19 protein-coding genes are annotated in these 19,588 nt (G+C 44.4%); 3 read left to right on the forward strand and 16 right to left on the reverse strand.

Annotated elements, in window-relative coordinates:
• Window positions 1–15 precede the first annotated feature (15 nt).
• From deoC to ubiT, 9 genes are all read right to left on the reverse strand, one after another.
• Window positions 16–792: a deoxyribose-phosphate aldolase gene (deoC, locus tag OCU50_RS11280; RefSeq protein ID WP_048605645.1), complete on the reverse strand. Its 777-nt coding sequence runs from the start codon at window positions 790–792 to the stop codon at window positions 16–18.
• A gap of 522 nt (window positions 793–1,314) precedes the next feature.
• Complete coding sequence (locus OCU50_RS11285; RefSeq protein ID WP_046223358.1) at window positions 1,315–2,577, reverse strand: NupC/NupG family nucleoside CNT transporter; 1,263 nt, start codon at window positions 2,575–2,577, stop codon at window positions 1,315–1,317.
• 204 nt (window positions 2,578–2,781) lie between these two features.
• A complete protein-coding gene (locus tag OCU50_RS11290) occupies window positions 2,782–3,594 on the reverse strand; it encodes a TatD family hydrolase (RefSeq protein ID WP_060468525.1) in 813 nt (270 codons plus the stop codon).
• Complete coding sequence (locus OCU50_RS11295; RefSeq protein WP_160327927.1) at window positions 3,575–3,730, reverse strand: DUF5363 family protein; 156 nt, start codon at window positions 3,728–3,730, stop codon at window positions 3,575–3,577. The genes OCU50_RS11290 and OCU50_RS11295 overlap by 20 nt, the downstream gene beginning before the upstream one ends.
• A gap of 105 nt (window positions 3,731–3,835) precedes the next feature.
• On the reverse strand, window positions 3,836–5,416 hold the full coding sequence (gene prfC, locus OCU50_RS11300) for a peptide chain release factor 3 (RefSeq protein ID WP_046223356.1): 1,581 nt from the start codon (window positions 5,414–5,416) through the stop codon (window positions 3,836–3,838).
• A 172-nt stretch (window positions 5,417–5,588) separates the two neighbouring features.
• Window positions 5,589–6,044: a ribosomal protein S18-alanine N-acetyltransferase gene (rimI, locus tag OCU50_RS11305; protein WP_060468526.1), complete on the reverse strand. Its 456-nt coding sequence runs from the start codon at window positions 6,042–6,044 to the stop codon at window positions 5,589–5,591.
• The gene (locus tag OCU50_RS11310) at window positions 6,037–6,435 is read right to left on the reverse strand and encodes a DNA polymerase III subunit psi (RefSeq protein WP_060468527.1); all 399 of its coding nucleotides are present in this window, start codon (window positions 6,433–6,435) and stop codon (window positions 6,037–6,039) included. Before OCU50_RS11310 ends, rimI begins: the two co-directional genes overlap by 8 nt.
• 158 nt (window positions 6,436–6,593) lie before the next feature.
• Window positions 6,594–7,097, reverse strand: coding sequence for a GNAT family N-acetyltransferase (locus OCU50_RS11315; RefSeq protein WP_060468528.1), 504 nt, complete (start codon window positions 7,095–7,097; stop codon window positions 6,594–6,596).
• Entirely contained in the window at window positions 7,081–7,608 is a 528-nt protein-coding gene (gene ubiT / locus OCU50_RS11320; RefSeq protein WP_060468529.1) for a ubiquinone anaerobic biosynthesis accessory factor UbiT, read from the reverse strand. Before ubiT ends, OCU50_RS11315 begins: the two co-directional genes overlap by 17 nt.
• A 259-nt stretch (window positions 7,609–7,867) precedes the next feature.
• Here ubiT and OCU50_RS11325 point away from each other — a divergent pair, with 259 nt between their 5' ends.
• The 3 genes from OCU50_RS11325 to OCU50_RS11335 all read left to right on the forward strand — a co-directional run bounded on the left by OCU50_RS11325 (window position 7,868) and on the right by OCU50_RS11335 (window position 11,998).
• Entirely contained in the window at window positions 7,868–9,907 is a 2,040-nt protein-coding gene (locus tag OCU50_RS11325) for a bifunctional diguanylate cyclase/phosphodiesterase (RefSeq protein ID WP_060468530.1), read from the forward strand.
• 180 nt (window positions 9,908–10,087) lie between these two features.
• A complete protein-coding gene (gene ubiU, locus OCU50_RS11330; RefSeq protein WP_060468531.1) occupies window positions 10,088–11,101 on the forward strand; it encodes a ubiquinone anaerobic biosynthesis protein UbiU in 1,014 nt (337 codons plus the stop codon).
• Window positions 11,102–11,119: 18 nt separating this feature from the next.
• Window positions 11,120–11,998, forward strand: a complete 879-nt coding sequence (locus tag OCU50_RS11335) for a U32 family peptidase (protein ID WP_060468532.1) — start codon at window positions 11,120–11,122, stop codon at window positions 11,996–11,998.
• 85 nt (window positions 11,999–12,083) lie between these two features.
• Here the strand turns inward: OCU50_RS11335 and OCU50_RS11340 are convergent, their stop codons facing one another.
• The 7 genes from OCU50_RS11340 to rbfA form a co-directional block, all read right to left on the reverse strand.
• Complete coding sequence (locus tag OCU50_RS11340) at window positions 12,084–13,421, reverse strand: MATE family efflux transporter (protein ID WP_060468533.1); 1,338 nt, start codon at window positions 13,419–13,421, stop codon at window positions 12,084–12,086.
• Between the two features lie 89 nt (window positions 13,422–13,510).
• Window positions 13,511–13,918, reverse strand: coding sequence for a MarR family winged helix-turn-helix transcriptional regulator (locus OCU50_RS11345; RefSeq protein WP_060468599.1), 408 nt, complete (start codon window positions 13,916–13,918; stop codon window positions 13,511–13,513).
• 142 nt (window positions 13,919–14,060) lie between these two features.
• Window positions 14,061–14,984, reverse strand: coding sequence for a lipoprotein NlpI (nlpI, locus tag OCU50_RS11350; protein ID WP_060468534.1), 924 nt, complete (start codon window positions 14,982–14,984; stop codon window positions 14,061–14,063).
• 124 nt (window positions 14,985–15,108) lie between these two features.
• On the reverse strand, window positions 15,109–17,229 hold the full coding sequence (gene pnp / locus OCU50_RS11355; protein WP_060468535.1) for a polyribonucleotide nucleotidyltransferase: 2,121 nt from the start codon (window positions 17,227–17,229) through the stop codon (window positions 15,109–15,111).
• 377 nt (window positions 17,230–17,606) lie between these two features.
• Window positions 17,607–17,876 carry a 30S ribosomal protein S15 gene (rpsO, locus tag OCU50_RS11360; RefSeq protein WP_010436144.1) on the reverse strand — a complete coding sequence of 90 codons (270 nt, stop codon included), beginning with the start codon at window positions 17,874–17,876 and terminating at the stop codon, window positions 17,607–17,609.
• Between the two features lie 218 nt (window positions 17,877–18,094).
• Window positions 18,095–19,048, reverse strand: coding sequence for a tRNA pseudouridine(55) synthase TruB (gene truB, locus OCU50_RS11365; RefSeq protein WP_060468536.1), 954 nt, complete (start codon window positions 19,046–19,048; stop codon window positions 18,095–18,097).
• Window positions 19,048–19,461, reverse strand: coding sequence for a 30S ribosome-binding factor RbfA (gene rbfA / locus OCU50_RS11370; protein WP_017056671.1), 414 nt, complete (start codon window positions 19,459–19,461; stop codon window positions 19,048–19,050). Before rbfA ends, truB begins: the two co-directional genes overlap by 1 nt.
• Between the last annotated feature and the right edge of the window lie 127 nt (window positions 19,462–19,588).

Genomic DNA, 19,588 nt, shown 5'->3' on the forward strand with positions numbered 1-19,588 from the left:
AATATGACGGGTAAATTAGTATGCTGCTGGATCAGCAGTTTGGTCTGTCACTTCTAATGTATTGAGAAGGTTAGTTAGTAGGCTTGACGCACCAAAACGGTAGTGCATGTTGTCTGCCCACTCAGCGCCTAGTAGCTCATCAGCCATTGCTAGGTATAGTGCTGCATCTTCAGCTGTACGAACGCCACCAGCTGGCTTAAAACCCACTGTTTTAGCAACGCCCATATCACGAATAACTTCAAGCATCATGCGCGCGAACTCTGGAGTCGCGTTTACTGGCACTTTACCTGTTGAAGTTTTGATGAAGTCTGCACCCGCTTCGATACAGATTTGAGAAGCTTTCTTGATCAGAGCTTCTTCTTTCAGCTCACCAGTTTCGATGATCACTTTAAGCGTGATGTCACCACAAGCGGCTTTACATTGCTTAACTAGCTCAAAGCCAACTTCTTCGTTGCCAGCAATAAGAGCACGGTATGGGAATACTACGTCAACTTCGTCTGCGCCGTACGCTACCGCTGCTTTTGTTTCTGCAACAGCAATTTCGATGTCGTCATTACCATGAGGGAAGTTAGTTACAGTCGCAATGCGTACTTCTGGAGTACCTTGCTCACGCAACGCTTTCTTAGCGGCTGGGATAAAGCGAGGGTAAATACAGATTGCAGCTGTGTTGCCTACCGCAGTCTTCGCATCATGACAAAGCGCCACTACTTTCTCAGTAGTATCGTCATCATTCAACGTTGTTAGGTCCATAAGTTTAAGTGCACGTAGAGCTGCTGCTTTTAAATCGCTCATTTCTATCTCCGATCAATATATTCAAATAGTTAACTACTTTGCCATCCACCCAGTATAGATGGATATTTTAGTCATGCTCAGTAGCCAAAAATGAACGGACTTGGTTCCCTGAAGACTTGATAACTTTCGTTATCAATTGCAATCCTTGTCACCGCACAGTACCAGTTTGGTCTATGGCACAACAAATCAGTCATGTTGTGTCTAACATCTATAGCGTATCGCTAAGTTTGGCTAAATCCCAAAAGAATAACGCTAGAATCGATCCCGCGGTTACTTTCTTGCCAACAAGAGACATCCTATCCCTTAAGCTTATACACTATAGGTATCCATCAATAAATTGTAGTGCTCCTTAGAACGCAAACGGTTTGTATCTCAAAAAAACATTCTAGACCCATTTTCGACACCAAGCATTCACTCATGCTAGTACTCAAAATTACTAGGCCTAAAAACAAAAAAGCCCCGCAGCAATTTCTTGCTACGGGGCGATATTATGATGGCGTCTATATATCGATTTCTAACTAATTAGAAAGACAGGAAGAAGCCAGCAATTGTTGCTGCCATCAGGTTAGATAGAGTACCAGCAATTACCGCTTTAACACCCATACGTGCGATGTCGTGGCGACGGCTTGGTGCAATACCACCTAGACCACCTAGAAGAATCGCAATTGAAGAAAGGTTTGCGAAACCACATAGTGCGAATGCGATGATAGCTTGAGTCTTCTCAGACATCACTTGACCAGTTGCTGCAACAACTTGCGCGTTCTCACCAACGTATGGTACGAAGTTTAGGTATGCAACGAATTCGTTAACAACCGTTTTCTGACCAATGAAAGAACCAGCGATGGTTGCTTCTTCCCATGGAACACCGATGATGAATGCTAGCGGTGCAAAGATCCAACCTAGAAGAAGTTCTAGGGTTAGATTTTCCATACCGAACCAACCACCGATGCCACCTAGCATACCGTTGATTAGAGCAATCAGACCGATGAATGCTAGTAGCATAGCACCAACGTTAAGTGCTAGTTGTAGGCCAACTGATGCACCACCTGCTGCTGCGTCGATAACATTCGCAGGTTTGTCATCACCACCGTCAATATCATCAGCGATGGTATCGTCTGGTGTGTCTGTTTCTGGCTTGATGATTTTAGCGAATAGTAGACCACCAGGTGCTGCCATAAATGACGCTGCAACAAGGTACTCTAGAGGTACACCCATAGATGCGTAACCTGCTAGTACACCACCAGCTACAGAAGCCAAACCACCACACATTACTGCGAATAGTTCAGAGTTAGTCATTTTAGGAACAAATGGACGAACAACTAAAGGTGCTTCAGTTTGACCAACGAAGATGTTTGCTGCTGCAGACATAGACTCGGCGCGAGAAGTACCTAGAGCTTTCTGAAGACCACCACCAAGCACTTTGATTACAACTTGCATTATACCAATGTAGTAAAGTACAGAGATAAGTGCAGAGAAGAAAATCAGAGTCGGTAGAACTTGGAAAGCAAAGATGAAACCGATACCGTCAACTGAGAAGTTAACTAGGCTGCCGAATAGGAAACCAGTACCGTCTTTACCATAGTCGATCACGTTTGCTACACCAGCAGAGAAACCTGCAAGTAGATCACGACCCCAAGGGATGTAAAGTACGAATGCACCAAGTGCGAATTGGATAGCGAAAGCGCCACCCACGGTTCTTAGATTAATAGCTTTGCGGTTGTCAGATAGTAGTACTGCGATTGCAATCAGTGCAACCATTCCGACGAGGCTCATAAACAGGCTCATAGTTTATGACTTCCTTATTAGTTATTTATTGGCGTGTTACAAAATGGGGCTATAAAGCGGAGGCAATTATACTCATGCGACCACTAATAAAGTAATGCCGCCCTCACACTTTCGTATAAGATTTATGTACCATTCACACACAAATGTGAGACCAATCACGATATAAGTGTAATTCGCGCAAACGATAAACAAAAACCTTCGATTTTATTCACGTATACCGAATGCAAGATGGCTATTTTTCCAAACTTGCACTGCAATCGATTGCTTTGATTCTTTTCTGATCAAAAAAAGCGCATTTGATATCGTAACTAACTGTTTGGAATGATTAACACCTCCTTGATTACCATACGTTGGCATGTCCGGAGCATCGGTTTCCAACACCAAATATTCTAGAGGCAGTTTTGCGATGGTTGTGCGCGTTTTTTGTGCTCTTGGGTAAGTAATCGTTCCACCAACACCAATATAGAAACCGAGCTTAATCCACGCCAAAGCTTGCTGCTCACTCCCAGAAAAACCATGAATTACCCCACCTAAAGTGAACCTTTGTTGCTTCAATAGTTCAATTAATCGGTTGTAAGACTTTCTCTCGTGGATAATTAAAGGCAACTCGAACTCCTTAGCAAGCTCAATTTGCTGAATGAAAAAGCGCTCTTGTTTCTCTCGATCAACATCCACAAAAAAGTCGAGTCCGCACTCTCCTATCGCAACACATTGATTTGACCTTAAAGAAAGCAACTGGCGAAGCTCTGAAAACTGATTGTCATCAGCTTGGTCCAAGAAGTAAGGATGGAAACCTAAAGCGTAATAAACATTAGGATGAGCTTGAGCAATTTTATCAAGCTCCCTCCAGTTACTCTGGCCAATAGAAGGAATGAGTAGCTTCTCGACATGTGCTTGTTTCGCTTCTTTGACGTAACCGTCAATACCTTTATCAAGTGCAATACCTTGCTTAAAGGTATCAAAGTCCGCATGGCAATGAGTGTCAAACAACGGAAAACTACTTAATTCCTTTGTCATCTTTCCTACTCTCTGCATGTTGTCCTTGAGGGTCACGGCGATAGGCCACACAGCTGCGCTTATTCTCTGACGTTAAGCCAAGCTCCTCGCACCACTTATCGTATTTCTTAATCCAAACTTTTATCCAACCCAACATAACTGCCTCTAACCTCAGCCTTTAAACCTTAAATAAAACGCATTAAAAAACGCCTACTGCAGAACAATAGACGTTTTTGTTTAACTCGAATAGATCGCGGAGAAATTAGTGTTCGCGCGTCGCTCGGAATTGAACGTCAGGGAAACGTTCAGAAGCTAGGTTCAAGTTCACCATCGTTGGTGCAATGTAAGATAGGTTATCACCACCATCTAACGCTAGGTTAGATTGGTTCTTACGCTTGAATTCTTCCAGTTTCTTATCGTCGTCACACTCAACCCAACGAGCGGTTGCAACGTTAATGCCCTCATAGATAGCTTCTACGTTGTATTCCGCTTTCAAGCGCGCTACAACTACGTCAAACTGAAGGACACCAACCGCACCAACGATCAGGTCGTTGTTCTGCATAGGACGGAATACTTGTACTGCGCCCTCTTCTGAAAGCTGAACTAGGCCTTTTAGAAGCTGCTTCTGCTTCAGTGGGTCACGTAGACGAATACGACGAAATAGTTCTGGCGCAAAGTTTGGAATACCAGCGAACTTTAGGCTTTCACCTTGCGTAAAGGTGTCACCAATCTGGATTGTGCCGTGGTTATGTAGGCCGATAATGTCTCCAGCATACGCTTTCTCAGCTCGCGCACGGTCTCCCGCCATGAAGGTTACCGCATCAGAGATACTTACATTCTTGCCAGTACGAACATGGTTCATCTTCATACCTTGGTTGTAAGTACCCGATACGATACGCATAAATGCGATACGGTCACGGTGTTTAGGATCCATGTTTGCTTGGATCTTAAATACGAAACCAGAAAACTTCTCTTCTGTCGCAACAACATCACGCTCGTTCGCTTTACGAGTTTGAGGGCCTGGAGCCCACTCAGTTAAGCCATCTAGCATGTGGTCAACACCAAAGTTACCCAGAGCAGTACCGAAGTAAACAGGCGTCAGTTCACCAGCAAGGAACAACTCATGATCAAACTCAGGGCACGCACCGATAACAAGCTCTAGCTCTTCGCGTACGCTTTCCGCCAGATCATCACCTACCGCTTCATTGAGCTCGGGGTTATCTAGACCTTTAATGATACGTACTTCTTGGATCTCATGACCGTGGCCAGATTCGTACAAGATCGTTTCATCACGGTGAATGTGGTAAACACCTTTGAACTCTTTACCACAACCAATTGGCCAAGAGATTGGAGAACAAGCCATACCTAGCTCGCTTTCCACTTCATCAAGCACTTCCATTGGGTCACGAACGTCACGGTCAAGTTTGTTCATAAAGGTAACGATTGGCGTATCACGCAGACGAGTGACTTCCATGAGTTTACGAGTACGATCTTCGACACCTTTCGCAGCATCGATAACCATCAAACAAGAGTCAACCGCAGTTAGTGTACGGTACGTATCTTCCGAGAAATCTTCGTGCCCTGGAGTATCAAGTAGGTTTACTAGGCAATCATTGTATGGGAATTGCATTACCGACGTAGTTACCGAGATACCACGTTCTTTTTCCATCTCCATCCAGTCAGATTTAGCGTGCTGGTTAGAGCCACGGCCTTTTACGGTACCCGCTTTCTGAATCGCGTTTCCGAATAAAAGAACTTTTTCAGTAATCGTGGTTTTACCCGCATCCGGGTGAGAGATAATCGCAAACGTTCTACGTTTGCTCACTTCTTGTTGGAAAGACATAGTCGCCCTTTGCTGATCTAAAGCGTAAAAAGGGCAAGTAGATAATACTTGCCCTTGAATTCTGTGTGCGGATTATACAGAAAGCGTGTCACTTTCTAAAGGGTCAGTTTACACGCTATTTTGTGGCTAATTCGAGGTTAGTTATCGGGGTTATCTAAAAGACATAACATGACTAGCTAAAAGACATAAAAAGATAGCTCATAATGATCGCATCTTCGTTGCCTTGCTTAGTCGGATAGTAGTTACGACGGCGGTCGACTTCATTAAAACCAGCTTTCTCATACAAGTTAAACGCGTTCACGTTACTTTCGCGCACTTCCAGCCAAGCACTTTCCGCGTCAGCTTGCTCACACATATCAAGGAAGTGTTCCGTTAACGCCTTACCATAACCTTTGCCTTGTTGGCTTGGGTCGACAGCAATATTAAGTAACGTGACTTCACCAACGATATTCTGCGCGAAGAAATACCCAACCACTTTCCCATCGACTTCAAGTACATGGTGACAAGCGCCTCGGCTATCGAGATCGCGAATCATCGTTTCAGACCAAGGATGAGAGTGCGCGGCCTGCTCTATCTGCCAAATGGCGTCTAGGTGTTGTTGTGAAGTCAGTAAAAATTGATTAGTCATAAGCACAAATTTGTTGCCATAAGTCGCGGCGGTGTTGGTTATTACCATTGATATCAGACAGTAATGGCGATTGTAATGTTTTTGCTTTCAGCTCTTGGGCAGACTCACAACCCGCAAACCACACCCATTCAACATCACCGAGTTCGATAGAAGATAGATGTAGAGGCTGAATATGTAAGGCTTGAGATAAGTCGAGCTTGATACTTTTGAGTACACGCTCAAACATCACGGCAAGATCTTCCTGAGGCTTTTCAGGCGAAACTAACAGTAACTTGCAGTCGCTCGAGAGCGGAGTCAACTCAGATTCATAACCCGCCAAACGCTCTGGGTGGCTAAGCTCCCATTGGCTAATGTCCATCTCTTGCAGGTATTGTGCGTGTGTTTGTGGCATATTTAGCAGTGTAACCTTAGGTTGGTGATGGGTGGCTTATCAGAGCAAACTTAAAAAGAGCTCATCAGAGCTGGGCTGATACTAACAAAAAATAAAGGAGCATCAAGCTCCTTTATTTAGACTAAATCAGTTTGCATCATATTACGTGGGAAATAGGCTTATAAGTCGTTGAACTCAGGACTGTAAGCAATTTCACCGGAGTGCCCAGCAAGCGCACCTTCAACTAACTCGATAGCTTGAAAAGCACCTTCAGGCACATCCCAAGTGCAGCTCAAACCAAACTCACTCGCCGCCTTGAAACCAAAGCGGCCGTAATAGGCAGGATCACCAAGCACAACACAGGCTGGGTAACCGAAATCAACCAAAGTAGAGAAAGCATCTTCAACCAATGATTTAGCTATGCCTTGGTTGCGGAACTCTTCTTTCACAGCAAGCGGCGCAAGTCCCTGCCAGTTGTGATCTTCACCATGCAGCGTGATCGGGCTAAACATTAGGTGGCCAACCACCTCACCTTCGTCAGAACAAGCCACCAGCGATAGCGTTAAATGACTATTCTCACGTAAGCTCATAACCAAATTAGCTTCTGCATCCGTTTCAAAAACAGATTTCAATAGACGATCAATGACAAGTATATCTGCCGGTGCTTCAGTTCGAATAAGCATTCATTACCTCACTTTGTGTATCTGAGGATTGTACTCCCTTCTGCACAAAATCAGCTAATTGATTTAACAAAGTTTTCATAGGAATAGGCAATAAATCTAAATCTACGCTATCCATCAAGTTTTTAATCTCTAAACCGAGCTCAGTATCGCCCTCAATAGACAATCGACGTTGGAAGAAAAGCGTATCTGGGTCTTCTTTACGTCCTGCAATCAACACAAGGTCGTTCAGGTTTCCGCTAAAGCTTACATCTTCAGTCACTGCTTTATCAGATACAACTAGTTGCTCATTTTTGTAGCTAATATGCCAACTTAACCCCAAATCTATTATTGAAACTTTAAGCCACTTGTTTTCTAAGAACTCAAAGTCACCATCTTCCAAAGACTCCTTAAAGACACTTTTCATTGCTTCTAATAAGGCTATTTTTTGTACTTTTTTAGGCAATAACTGGACTGGAGATCGCAAAATTGATGCGGCATTTTGAACTAGTTGAGTGCGAATCTTGTTTATCACGTGACTTATCCGTAACTTTGTCAATAATATGGAATGCATCATAAATGATGCTAAGAACTCAGTTACTGTTATGTATCAATTTTGTGCCCCTTTGGCGCAAGAGCTTTGATATATTGAGAATCGTGGTATAAGTTATAGTAATTGAGTTAACAAAATACAGCAGCTCGCTGATCTCACAAGTTAATACGAACAATAAAAAAAGCTATGAGTATCTAACTATAGTGAATATTTAAGCTCTTGGAGAATTGGTAGTACTTTGATGCCTCCCCAGCAACTACAACATTGGTTTACCCAGCTAACAGCAAACAGCCCGTTATTTTTTGCCGTTCTTGATGCTCAACATAATTATTTTATGGTGAATGAGCGTTACTGTGATATTGCAGGTTTAAATCAAGCAGAGCTTGTCGGCATGAATGATCGCCAAACCTTAGGCGAACAATTTTACCAACACCTGAAACCGTATTACGAGCGTGCATTCAACGGTGAAAAAATTGAAGCCGAAATCACTCTCAACGAAACCGACCTCGATACCAGTCTTCATTTCAGCCTATCTCCTCTGACAAATGGTAACAAAATCGACTACATCGTTTTTCATGCCTTCGATACATCAGAAAACCAAGTGCTTGTTCGCTCTTTAGAAGAATCCGAAGCAAAATTTCACAAACTATCTCAACTGCTCCCTGACGGGCTATTGTTAGTCGAAAGCGACTATATTTTATCATCAAACCCAGCGGCAGCACGCTTGCTTGGTTTCAACTCCACTACTGAGTTGATTGGTGAGGAGTTGGGTCGCTTATTTATCGATGAACAAACCAAAACCGTCTTTAATAATAGGCTTAGCTCTATTATTACCGAGTCTGGCTTGGTTTGCTTAACGGGGGCCAGATGCGGTTTTGAACGTAAGGTACAATTGCATATTGATTCTACTGCCATTCTTGGAAGTAGCACCCAACTAGTGCTTATCCAAGACGCACAAGATACCGCAAAACAATTTTCACCCGCTAACAGTGAAGATGCCTACATCGATGCACTGACCAAACTCTACAACCGAGTGGGGTTTACCAAGCGTCTTGAGCAATTTATTCACAACGACACATCTGTGGTGATGCTCTACTTAGACATTGATAACTTTAAAAATATCAATGACTCACTTGGTCATCACATTGGTGACAAAGTGATTAAAGAGGTCGCCTCACGCCTTAAACGCTTACTGCCTCGTAAAGCCGTTATTGGGCATTTAGGCGGTGATGAGTTTGGTATTATCCTGCCTGAACCTGAACATCAGCAGACGCCTGAAATGCTCGCTGAAAAGATCATTTCCTTGATCAATCAACCCTTCGATCTTCACCACTTCAGTAAACGCTTAGCCTGCTCGATTGGTAGTGTGAGCTTCCCTAAAGATGGTACAGACGCACGTATCTTGCTGCAAAACGCCGACACGGCAATGTACGAAGCCAAAGATCGTGGTCGTAATCGCTTGATTAAGTTCAACGAACAGATGAACAAAGAAGCGCGTATGCGACTGTGGCTTGAGATAGAACTTCAGAAAGCACTGCAACAAAACGGACTCGAGGTTTGGTATCAACCAAAAGTAAACGCCCGTGACTTCACCATCAACGGAGCAGAAGCTCTAGTACGTTGGAAACACCCAGTAGAAGGCTATATCAGCCCTGCCGCCTTCATCCCAGTTGCAGAACGTGCCGGTCTTATCGAGCAGCTTGGTCGTGTGGTTATGCGTGAGGTATTTGCGACGGTTAAGCGCTGGAAGATGCAAGGCATCCTCCCAGGTCGCGTTGCAATCAACCTTTCTCCAGAACAGTTTGGTAACCCAAAACTGATTGATTATGTTGAAAAATTACTGCGTTCTACAGAGCTAGACCCAAGCGCTATCACTTTTGAACTGACAGAAAGTGCAGTGATGAGTGATAGTGAACACACACTGCAGATGCTCAATGCGATTAAGAAACTTGGCTTTGCGTTATCAATCGATGATTTTGGTACCGGTTATTCATCCCTGTCTTATCTGGCTCGCTTCCCAATTGACGAACTGAAGATTGACCGTGCTTTCATCTCTGATATCGATACCCTGCCAAAGCAAATCACTGTGATTGAAAACATCATCAACCTTGGTAAATCTCTCGATTTAACCGTGGTTGCAGAAGGTGTCGAAACCAGTGAGCAAGCGACGCTGCTCTCTAACCTCAACTGCAGTTCAATTCAGGGTTTCCACTTCTATCGCCCTCAGCCTAAGCAAGATGTTGAAGAGTTATTCGCGCAGAACCGCCGTCATAAGAATTAATGAGACGATTCAAATACGCTCCCCCTTTAGAGATAAACCAACATACACAACGCTCACTCGTCAGTACCTAAAACGGAGTAAAAGCAAATTTATCCATCTAAACCTGCCTTACATCAATTCTGTCATTCATAATTCTTCATAAAATGCTCACCTCAACTTAATTCTACTGGTAGTGAGCAAATGGAACTCTTATGCCCAGCGGGTAACTTACCTGCTCTGAAAACCGCCATTGATTGCGGTGCGGATGCTGTCTATATCGGATTCAAAGACGATACCAATGCCCGACACTTTGCAGGCCTAAACTTTGCGGGTAAAAAGCTCGATCGAGCGGTGCAGTATGTGCATGACCGCAACAAGAAAGTTCATGTTGCCTTAAATACGTTTGCTCACCCATATGGCTTCGAACGCTGGACTAATGCGGTAGACAACGCCGCCGCACTGGGTGTCGATGCGCTAATCATCGCAGATATCGCGGTACTCGAATATGCGGCAAACAAATATCCAGATCTTGAGCTGCATTTATCAGTACAAGCCTCAGCAACCAATGCGACGGCAATCGATTTCTACCACAAAAACTTCAATGTTAAACGTGTAGTATTGCCTCGGGTATTATCGATTCATCAGGTCAAACAGCTTTCTCGTAATGTCACTTCTGACGTTGACCTTGAAGTCTTCGCTTTTGGTAGCTTGTGCATCATGGCAGAAGGTCGTTGTTACCTCTCTTCCTACATGACCGGTGAATCACCCAATACGGTTGGCGCGTGTTCTCCTGCGAAATACGTTCGCTGGCAAGAAACAGAAACTGGCCTAGAGTCACGCTTGAATGAGATTCTTATCGACAAGTACGTAGCGGGCGAAAATGCGGGCTACCCAACGCTGTGTAAAGGTCGCTTTGAAGCGGAGATCGACGGTGAGCGTAAGCGTTACCACGCACTTGAAGAGCCGACTAGCCTTAACACACTCTCAATGTTGCCTGAGTTGTTCGCCGCGAATGTTGCTTCGGTGAAAATTGAAGGCCGCCAGCGGAGCCCGGCTTATGTTGAACAAGTAACTCGTACTTGGCGCGCGGCTATCGATCGCTACTTAGCAAATCCTGAACAATACCAAGTAGAACAAGCTTGGAATGCGACGTTGGCGAATGTATCGGAAGGTACACAAACCACGCTTGGCGCTTATCACCGTAAATGGCAATAGAGCCAAATGGAGAACTCAATGAAATACGCATTAGGCCCTCTACTTTATTTCTGGCCAAAACAAGACGTTGAAAGCTTCTATGAGCAAGCAAAATCAAGCTCTGCTGATATCATCTATCTAGGTGAAGCGGTGTGTTCAAAACGTCGTGAGATGAAAGCGAAACATTGGATGGACATTGCTAAAGAGCTGTCTGCTTCAGGTAAGCAAGTGGTGCTGTCGACCATGGCATTGCTCGAAGCGCCAAGCGAAGTCAACATCATGAAGAAGTACATTGATAACGGTGACTTCGCGATTGAAGCCAATGACGTGTCTGCGATTCAACTGGCGAGCGAAAGCAAAGTACCTTTTATTGTCGGCCCTGCGGTAAATACCTATAACGCGCGAACGCTGAACTTGTTCCTAAAGCAAGGGATGACACGTTGGTGTATGCCGGTTGAGCTTTCTCGCGAATGGCTAAGCAACGTAATGACACAGTGTGAAGAACTCAATATTCGTAATAAGTTCGAAGTCGAAGTATTTAGCCACGGTTACTTGCCTCTTGCTTACTCAGCACGTTGCTTTACGGCTCGCGCAGAGAACAAAGCTAAAGACGATTGCGAAACTTGTTGTATCAAGTACCCAACAGGGCTACAAGTCGAAAGCCAAGAAGGCCAGTCGGTATTCAACCTTAATGGTATCCAGACCCAATCGGGCTACTGCTACAACCTAGTGAATGATTTACCCAACATGCGCGATCTGGTTGATGTGGTTCGTTTAAGCCCGCTAGGTATCGATACCTTCTCTGAGATCAACAACTTCAAAGCCAATGAGCATGGCCAAAAACCAATGACCATTGAAAGCCGTCAATGTAATGGTTACTGGCATCAGCTTGCAGGTTTAGACGTAAAAAACATCTAGTCTCGATAATAGAACCTATCAGCAACAGATACAAAAAAGGTCTAACATTCGCTAGACCTTTTTCATTGATCTTAAGAAACAAGACCTATGCCATCGCTGTTTCCATCGGTGAAACATCGAGCTTCTTTACGTCTTTGTAGAGCATCACCATCACTATCACACTTAGCGCAATATTAGACAGTGGGTACGCAATCCAAATCCCCGGAACACCGTACAACTTAGGCATGATGTACAAGAAAGGTAACTGGATAAGCATATTGCCTAGCATAACAAACATCGCTTTACTGCCCTTGTTGACCGCTTGGTAATAAGCGCCCGCAACCACTAAGAAACCATCAAGCGCCAATGCAAACATGTGTAGTCGAATACCCAACACAGTGTACTCTACTAGCTGTGGTTCGTCTGAGTTAAAGACTGACACAAACTCACGTGGGAACGCGTTGAGAAGCAACACAAACGCCACACCAATCAATACTGAACTCAGCATAGCAATCTTAAGTAGCTTACGAATATTCGCTTGGTTACGCGCACCGTGGTTGTAACTCACTAATGGCTGCATACCGTTGGCGATACCTTCAGCCGTGAGGTAATAAACCGTCACGATGTAGCCCAAGATAGCGTAAGCACCAATCATTAACTGGTCGCCATATTGAGAGAACAACGCATTGTGCATCGCCACCATCATCGAACCATAGGCATACATAAAGAAGCTTGATGTACCAATCGCGAAGATCTGTGGGATAACCGAGAGCTTCAGTCGCAACTCATTCCAACGTAAGCGTAAATTTGCTCGACGTGAGAAGAAGTAAGCCAGACCCAAACCCGTTACCACAAATTGTGCAATGGCTGTTGCTAGTGCCGCGCCCATTAATTCCCAACCAAACAGAGCGATAAACAGGTAATCCAGAACGATATTAATCACCGCACCAACAATCATCAATATCGTGGCTAAGTTCGGGCTGTCATCATTACGCAGCAAAAACGGCATCGCGATAGAACCCAAAGTGAAGACACTAGCGCCAATCAGGATGTGTAAATATTGCAGGCCAAGTTCGTACACACGCCCTTCTGCCCCCTGCCAAAGCAAAAAGTTATCAGCAAACAGATACAGTAACGCTGAAACAATCGGCGTTATCGCCAGTAGCAAGGTTAGACCGGTCGCCAGGATCTGTTTAGCACCTTGAGTGTCTTTTTCGCCTTGGCGAATCGAGACAAGCGCACCAGTACCTACGCCCACCAGCATACCAATGCCGAGAATCGAACCAATCACAGGCCACGCGACGTTAATACCCGCGAGTCCGTCAGCGCCAACATAACGGCCAATGAAAATGCCATCCACCACTTGGTACAGGCCATTAACCAACATCGCCGCCACGGTAGGGATCGTGTATCGCCAAAATTGACGACTAATTGAGTTACTCATTTCTTACTCTACTTTCATTTGTGAGTCGCATATCAAAAAGATAGGACTCGGAAAATTAGTTAACAAGACTAACTAAATATCTAAATTATTTATTTCAAAGCTTTGTCTAATAGTAGGTTCAGTTGCTTAGATTCTTGCTCAGACAAACGGCTTTCCAGTATTTGAGCCATCACCTGATAGATTTTACTTTCTTCTTCTAAGCTCAGTTCCGCTTTATTGGTCAGTACCACTAACTTGGATCTTGCATCTTCTAGAGACGCTTTGCGCATAACGAGGCCTTTTCTCTCAAGCCGTTGAACCATGGTGGTCGCTGAAGGCTTAGTCACCTGCATTTCAGTCGCAAGGTCGGTCAATCGGATTGGTTCTGGAGAAGTCTGAATAACCTTCAAGTAGTCATATTCGTTATAGCTCAATTGACAGATAGGATCTTCATTCGCCTGAGTTCGCCATATCTTAGAGGCGAAGCGCTCAATCTTTTCTAAATTCTGGTTTAGCATACTTACCCAATCAAAGAACAGCATTTAGTTAGCAAGACTAACTATTTTAATATTGTTTAAATAAAAAGCAATCAAAACGAGACAAAGATCATAAAAAAAGCCGCTGACAGGCAGCGGCTTCTTAATATTCATAATGAATCGTTTATCGAGCGTTAGCTTCTTCTTCCGCTTCTGCCAACTTAGCTTGAGCTAAGTGTTCGGCTTTAAGCGTAGTAAAGATACGGCTTAACTCTAAGAAAGAGTAACGGTGTTCTACGTATTCATACACGTTAAAAGAAACCGCTAACTTGTACAAAGAGATAGCATTCGCGTAGTCACCATTCATGTGGTAACGCTTCGCAAGGTAGAAGTACGTTTCTGTTAGTCGCTGCGCAAGTAACGTGTTGTCACGAGTGCCGGTTAAGATCGCCTTGAAAGCCTGTTCTTCAGTAATGTCATCAAGCATAATCGCGACTAATACCCAGCCCCACTGCTCATCACGGCTCTCGTAACGTTTTTGCAAATCAAGCTTAGCTTGCTCTGGCGTTAGCTCATGCTGAATGATGTACAACCAAAGAGCGCGAAACGGATCGCTAGGATCATCGTCATAGTGCTTCATCATCTCTTCATTGGCTAAGTCGTAACGCTCGCCATAGTAGAGTGCAATAGACCGATTCCTTTCTGCATATGAGTTTGCAGGATCAAGCTCTAACGTCGAATCAAAAGATTCATAAGCGGCATCAAACTCCCCTACCTGCGTAAAGTAAACACCCAAAAGATTGAAGATATCAGGTTGAGCTGGCTTCAATGAAAGAGACTGATTGAAGTCCAGACGCGCTAAGTCACGCAGGCCAACACTGTCGTAGTAATTACCACGTTCAAACAGCATCTTAGCTCGAACTTCATCGTTTAAATCTGGGCGCTGTAATAACTGACTAAGGCGTGCAATTTGAACTTCTTGCTGAACGCTTGGTTGCAGTGGCACAGCCATCGGTGGATAAACCCAACGTGAGTTGTTATCTGATGTTGTCGCACAACCTGTTAGTACAAGCAGTAAACACATACTCGCGGTTTGAAACCATTTCACAAATAATTACTCCTGTTATGACCGCAATAAAAAAGGGGAGCGATATGCTCCCCTTTATAACATGCTTTTTTACCAATGGGTTAGAAATCACTAAAAAGCGATATCACCATCGACACACTGAGAATTACTCAGCAGCAGGTGCTTCGCCTTCAGCTGGCGTTTCAACTGCTTCTTTCATGCTTAGACGTACACGGCCTTGACGGTCAATTTCAAGAACCTTAACAGGCACTTCTTGACCTTCAGTTAGGTAGTCAGACACTTTCTCAACACGCTTGTCAGCGATTTGAGAGATGTGTACTAGACCATCTTTACCTGGAAGGATAGTAACGAATGCACCGAAGTCAGCTAGACGAGCAACTTTACCTTGGTAAATACGGCCAACTTCAACTTCAGCAGTGATCTCTTCGATACGACGGATAGCTTCTTTAGCAGCTGCGCCTTCAGTAGCAGCAATCTTGATTGTGCCATCGTCTTCGATTTCGATTGTAGTACCCGTTTCTTCACAAAGAGCACGGATAACTGCGCCGCCTTTACCGATAACATCTTTGATCTTATCAGAGCTGATTTTCATTGTGTGGATACGTGGAGCGAATTCAGAGATATCTTCACGAGCACCAGAGATAGCTTCATCCATTACAGAAAGGATGTGCTTACGTGCACCTTGCGCTTGGTTAAGTGCAATTTGCATGATCTCTTTAGTGATACCTTCGATCTTGATGTCCATTTGAAGTGCAGTGATACCAGCGTTAGTACCTGCTACTTTAAAGTCCATGTCACCTAGGTGATCTTCGTCGCCAAGGATATCAGAAAGAACAACGAAATCGTCGCCTTCTTTAACAAGGCCCATCGCGATACCCGCAACAGAAGCTTTGATTGGAACACCAGCATCCATAAGTGCTAGAGATGTACCACATACAGAAGCCATTGAAGAAGAACCGTTAGATTCTGTGATTTCCGATACAACACGAACTGTGTATGGGAATTCGTCAACAGAAGGCATTACCGCTGCAATGCCACGTTTAGCAAGCTTACCGTGACCAATTTCACGACGCTTAGGAGAACCAACGAAGCCAGTTTCACCTACACAGTATGGAGGGAAGTTGTAGTGCAGAAGGAAGTTGTCTTTCTTCTCACCCATTAGACTGTCGATGATTTGTGCATCACGTTGTGTACCAAGCGTTGCAGTAACAAGTGCTTGAGTTTCACCACGAGTGAATAGAGAAGAACCGTGTGTACGTGGAAGAACACCAGTACGTACGTCTAGCGCACGAACCATATCTTTTTCACGGCCGTCAATACGTGGGTTGCCAGCGATGATGCGGCTACGTACTACGTTTTTCTCTAGAGAACCAAGCATGCCACGGATTTCGCGCTCATCTAGGTTTTCGTCTTGTGCAATTAGAGCTTCAACAACGTCGTTCTTGATTGCGCCAACTTGCTCGTAACGAGCCATTTTCTCAGTGATCTGGTACGCGTCAGATAGACGAGTTTCAGCTTGCTCAGCAACTTTAGCTTTAAGCTCAGTGTTAACTGCTGGTGCTTCCCAGTTCCAAGATGGAGTTGCAACTTCAGCTGCAAATTCGTTGATCGCTTTGATTACAACTTGTTGTTGGTCGTGACCGTAAACAACAGCTGAAAGCATTTCTTCTTCAGATAGGTTATCTGCTTCAGATTCAACCATAAGTACTGCGCCTTCTGTACCAGACACAACTAGGTCTAGTTTAGAGTTTTCAAGCTCAGTATTTGATGGGTTAAGAACAAGTTCGCCATCGATGTGACCAACACGTGCAGCACCGATAGGACCATTGAATGGAGCACCAGAGATAGCAAGCGCAGCAGACGTTGCGATCATAGTGATCATGTCTGGGTTTACGTCAGGGTTGATAGAAACAACCGTAGCGATAACTTGAACTTCGTTTTTGAACGCACTTGGGAAAAGTGGACGAATTGGACGGTCAATCAGACGAGCTGTTAGCGTTTCGCTTTCAGAAGGGCGACCTTCACGCTTGAAGAAACCACCAGGGATTTTACCCGCAGCGTATGTACGCTCTTGGTAGTTAACGGTTAGAGGGAAGAAATCTTGACCCGCAACAGCTTCTTTCTTAGCAACAACAGAAACGAATACTGATGTATCATCCATCGTTGCCATTACAGCAGCAGTAGCTTGACGTGCCATTACGCCCGTCTCTAGAGTAACGGTGTGGTTACCGTACTGGAACGATTTTACAACTGGTTTTTCAAACATTGTATATCCTTAGCTCTAAAGTCATAACTTTAGATTAAGTGAATAATGACTCAAGATATTACCAATCGCGACTAGTGAAAAGGGACTCAGGACAATACTCTTTGTATGAGTTCATACGTCGAATTAGACCAAATCCGCCTTTGAATAGTCGCGACCTATTGGCCGACATCTGTGACTGTAATCTCTTGAGAGGGTTGATTGCCAAACGTTGAAAACGCTTTAGGCGGGCGTAGTATAAACTATTTTTATTAGGAGATATATTTCCTATCAGAAAAAGCCAGATGATATTCTGAGCATCTGGCAAACATTTTCTTACAGGCACAAAAAAAGGAGCATAAATGCTCCTTTTCTTCAAACTGTCTTTGCAGACATCGCTATTAGCGACGTAGGCCTAGACGCTTGATTAGGTCTTGGTAACGAGCAAGGTTTTTACCTTTCAAGTAATCAAGAAGCTTACGACGGCTAGAAACCATACGTAGTAGACCACGACGGCTGTGGTGATCGTGTTTGTGCGCTTTGAAGTGACCTTGTAGGTGGTTGATAGAAGCAGTAAGTAGTGCTACTTGTACTTCTGGTGAACCTGTGTCGCCTTCAGATTGTGCGTATTCTGCAACGATTGCTGCTTTAGTTTCTGCATTCAGAGACATCATTCTCTCCTGATAAGAGTAAGTTTATATTTGTAGCAGCCAATCTCTGATTCAGCCGCTACGCGAGCCGAAGATTATAGGGAAGTTTGTCAGTTGGTGCAATAACAATCGAACCCATTAAAAACGAAAAAAGCGAACCACCTATATTAGGCGTTCGCTTTCTATTTTATTTGCTCGTTTTTCAAGACAAACTGCTAAGATCTGACGCGACTTAAGCGCTACGCTTGTGGCTCTTCATCTCTGAAAACAACCAAACGCTTCGGTGCAACTCGGCCATCTTCAGCAATCTGAGCAACGCCAACAAACAGCTTCTCTTCACCACTGGTCATGCGAACCGTGCCTTCAGTTGGCGATCCAGAAACCTGAACGGGCATACCGTGCTGGACTAAGTCAGTCAGTTCCGCATTCAAATTTACTTCTGGTAAGTCTTCAACAGCAGTGTCCATTGGCATCAACAGTGGATCAAGCAACTCTTTTGGCGCAATTTCTTGCGCCTGTGCTTGCTCTAGGATCTCGCTTAACTGCTCCAAAGTCACCATACGCTCGTAGGGGTACTTTGCTACACCAGTGCGACGAAGCATGGTCACGTGAGCACCACAACCTAGCATTTCACCAAGATCGTCGGTAATTGTGCGAATGTAAGTACCTTTCGAACAATGTACTTCCATTTCAACTTCATCACCTTCAAAGCGAAGCAGTTCAATAGAGTAAACCGTGATCTTACGAGACTCTCGAGGCACTTCAATGCCTGCACGAGCATATTCGTACAAAGGCTTACCTTGATACTTCAATGCTGAGAACATTGATGGGATTTGGTCAGTTTCACCTTTGAAGCTTGCAATGCAACGCTCAAGCTGCTCTTGAGTCACATTCACTTCACGCGTTTCAACTACTTCACCATCAGAGTCTGAGGTGTTGGTGCGCTCACCAAGCTTGGCTATCACTACGTAACGCTTGTCAGAATCTAGCAGAAACTGAGAAAACTTCGTTGCTTCGCCAAGACAAATTGGCAGCATACCAGTCGCAAGAGGATCCAGAGCACCGGTGTGCCCTGCTTTCTCTGCAAAGTAAATACGTTTTACTTTTTGCAGTGCATCATTAGATGAAATACCTGTCGGCTTATCTAACAGAATTACCCCGTTAATTGGGCGACCTTTACGACGGCGAGCCATTACTCTTCGTCCTTAGACTGAGTTTCGTCAGTACGACCCGCTTCTTCTTGCTTACGCTTGTCGTCGCTTAGTACTTCACTCACTAAGTTAGACATGCGCATGCCTTCAACCAAAGTGTTGTCGTAAGTAAAGCGAACTTCAGGTGTTAAGCGGTGACGAATACGTTTACCTAGCATCATACGTACTGGCACTTCGTGCTCTTTAAGCGCAGCTAAACAAGATTCTGGTGTCTGCTCACCGATACATAGGAAAGTCACGAACACCTTTGCGTAAGCAAGGTCACGAGACACTTCTACGTCTGAAATCGTTACCATACCGATACGTGAGTCACGAACTTCACGTTGTAGGATAAGAGCAAGTTCTTTTTGAAGCTGCTGGGACACACGTTGTGTGCGGCTAAATTCTTTTGACATTTCTTTTCTCACTTAGAAAGATGGGGGGCTTGGTAATAACCAGCCCCCCATGGTGTATTCAACAACCGATTACTCATTACCTTTAGTAATATTAGTAACCTTAGTCAATATCGAGTCAGCGGACTGA

This window comes from Vibrio toranzoniae (assembly GCF_024347655.1).
Taxonomy (GTDB): Bacteria; Pseudomonadota; Gammaproteobacteria; order Enterobacterales; family Vibrionaceae; genus Vibrio; species Vibrio toranzoniae.

Bases quoted from the DNA above. Each gene is read 5' to 3' on its own strand.
- deoC (WP_048605645.1), bottom strand. From the start codon at position 792: ATGAGCGATTTAAAAGCAGCAGCTCTACGTGCACTTAAACTTATGGAC.
- OCU50_RS11285 (WP_046223358.1), bottom strand. From the start codon at position 2,577: ATGAGCCTGTTTATGAGCCTCGTCGGAATGGTTGCACTGATTGCAATC.
- OCU50_RS11290 (WP_060468525.1), bottom strand. From the start codon at position 3,594: ATGACAAAGGAATTAAGTAGTTTTCCGTTGTTTGACACTCATTGCCAT.
- OCU50_RS11295 (WP_160327927.1), bottom strand. From the start codon at position 3,730: ATGTTGGGTTGGATAAAAGTTTGGATTAAGAAATACGATAAGTGGTGC.
- prfC (WP_046223356.1), bottom strand. From the start codon at position 5,416: ATGTCTTTCCAACAAGAAGTGAGCAAACGTAGAACGTTTGCGATTATC.
- rimI (WP_060468526.1), bottom strand. From the start codon at position 6,044: ATGACTAATCAATTTTTACTGACTTCACAACAACACCTAGACGCCATT.
- OCU50_RS11310 (WP_060468527.1), bottom strand. From the start codon at position 6,435: ATGCCACAAACACACGCACAATACCTGCAAGAGATGGACATTAGCCAA.
- OCU50_RS11315 (WP_060468528.1), bottom strand. From the start codon at position 7,097: ATGCTTATTCGAACTGAAGCACCGGCAGATATACTTGTCATTGATCGT.
- OCU50_RS11325 (WP_060468530.1), top strand. From the start codon at position 7,868: ATGCCTCCCCAGCAACTACAACATTGGTTTACCCAGCTAACAGCAAAC.
- ubiU (WP_060468531.1), top strand. From the start codon at position 10,088: ATGGAACTCTTATGCCCAGCGGGTAACTTACCTGCTCTGAAAACCGCC.
- OCU50_RS11335 (WP_060468532.1), top strand. From the start codon at position 11,120: ATGAAATACGCATTAGGCCCTCTACTTTATTTCTGGCCAAAACAAGAC.
- OCU50_RS11340 (WP_060468533.1), bottom strand. From the start codon at position 13,421: ATGAGTAACTCAATTAGTCGTCAATTTTGGCGATACACGATCCCTACC.
- OCU50_RS11345 (WP_060468599.1), bottom strand. From the start codon at position 13,918: ATGCTAAACCAGAATTTAGAAAAGATTGAGCGCTTCGCCTCTAAGATA.
- pnp (WP_060468535.1), bottom strand. From the start codon at position 17,229: ATGTTTGAAAAACCAGTTGTAAAATCGTTCCAGTACGGTAACCACACC.
- rpsO (WP_010436144.1), bottom strand. From the start codon at position 17,876: ATGTCTCTGAATGCAGAAACTAAAGCAGCAATCGTTGCAGAATACGCA.
- truB (WP_060468536.1), bottom strand. From the start codon at position 19,048: ATGGCTCGCCGTCGTAAAGGTCGCCCAATTAACGGGGTAATTCTGTTA.
- rbfA (WP_017056671.1), bottom strand. From the start codon at position 19,461: ATGTCAAAAGAATTTAGCCGCACACAACGTGTGTCCCAGCAGCTTCAA.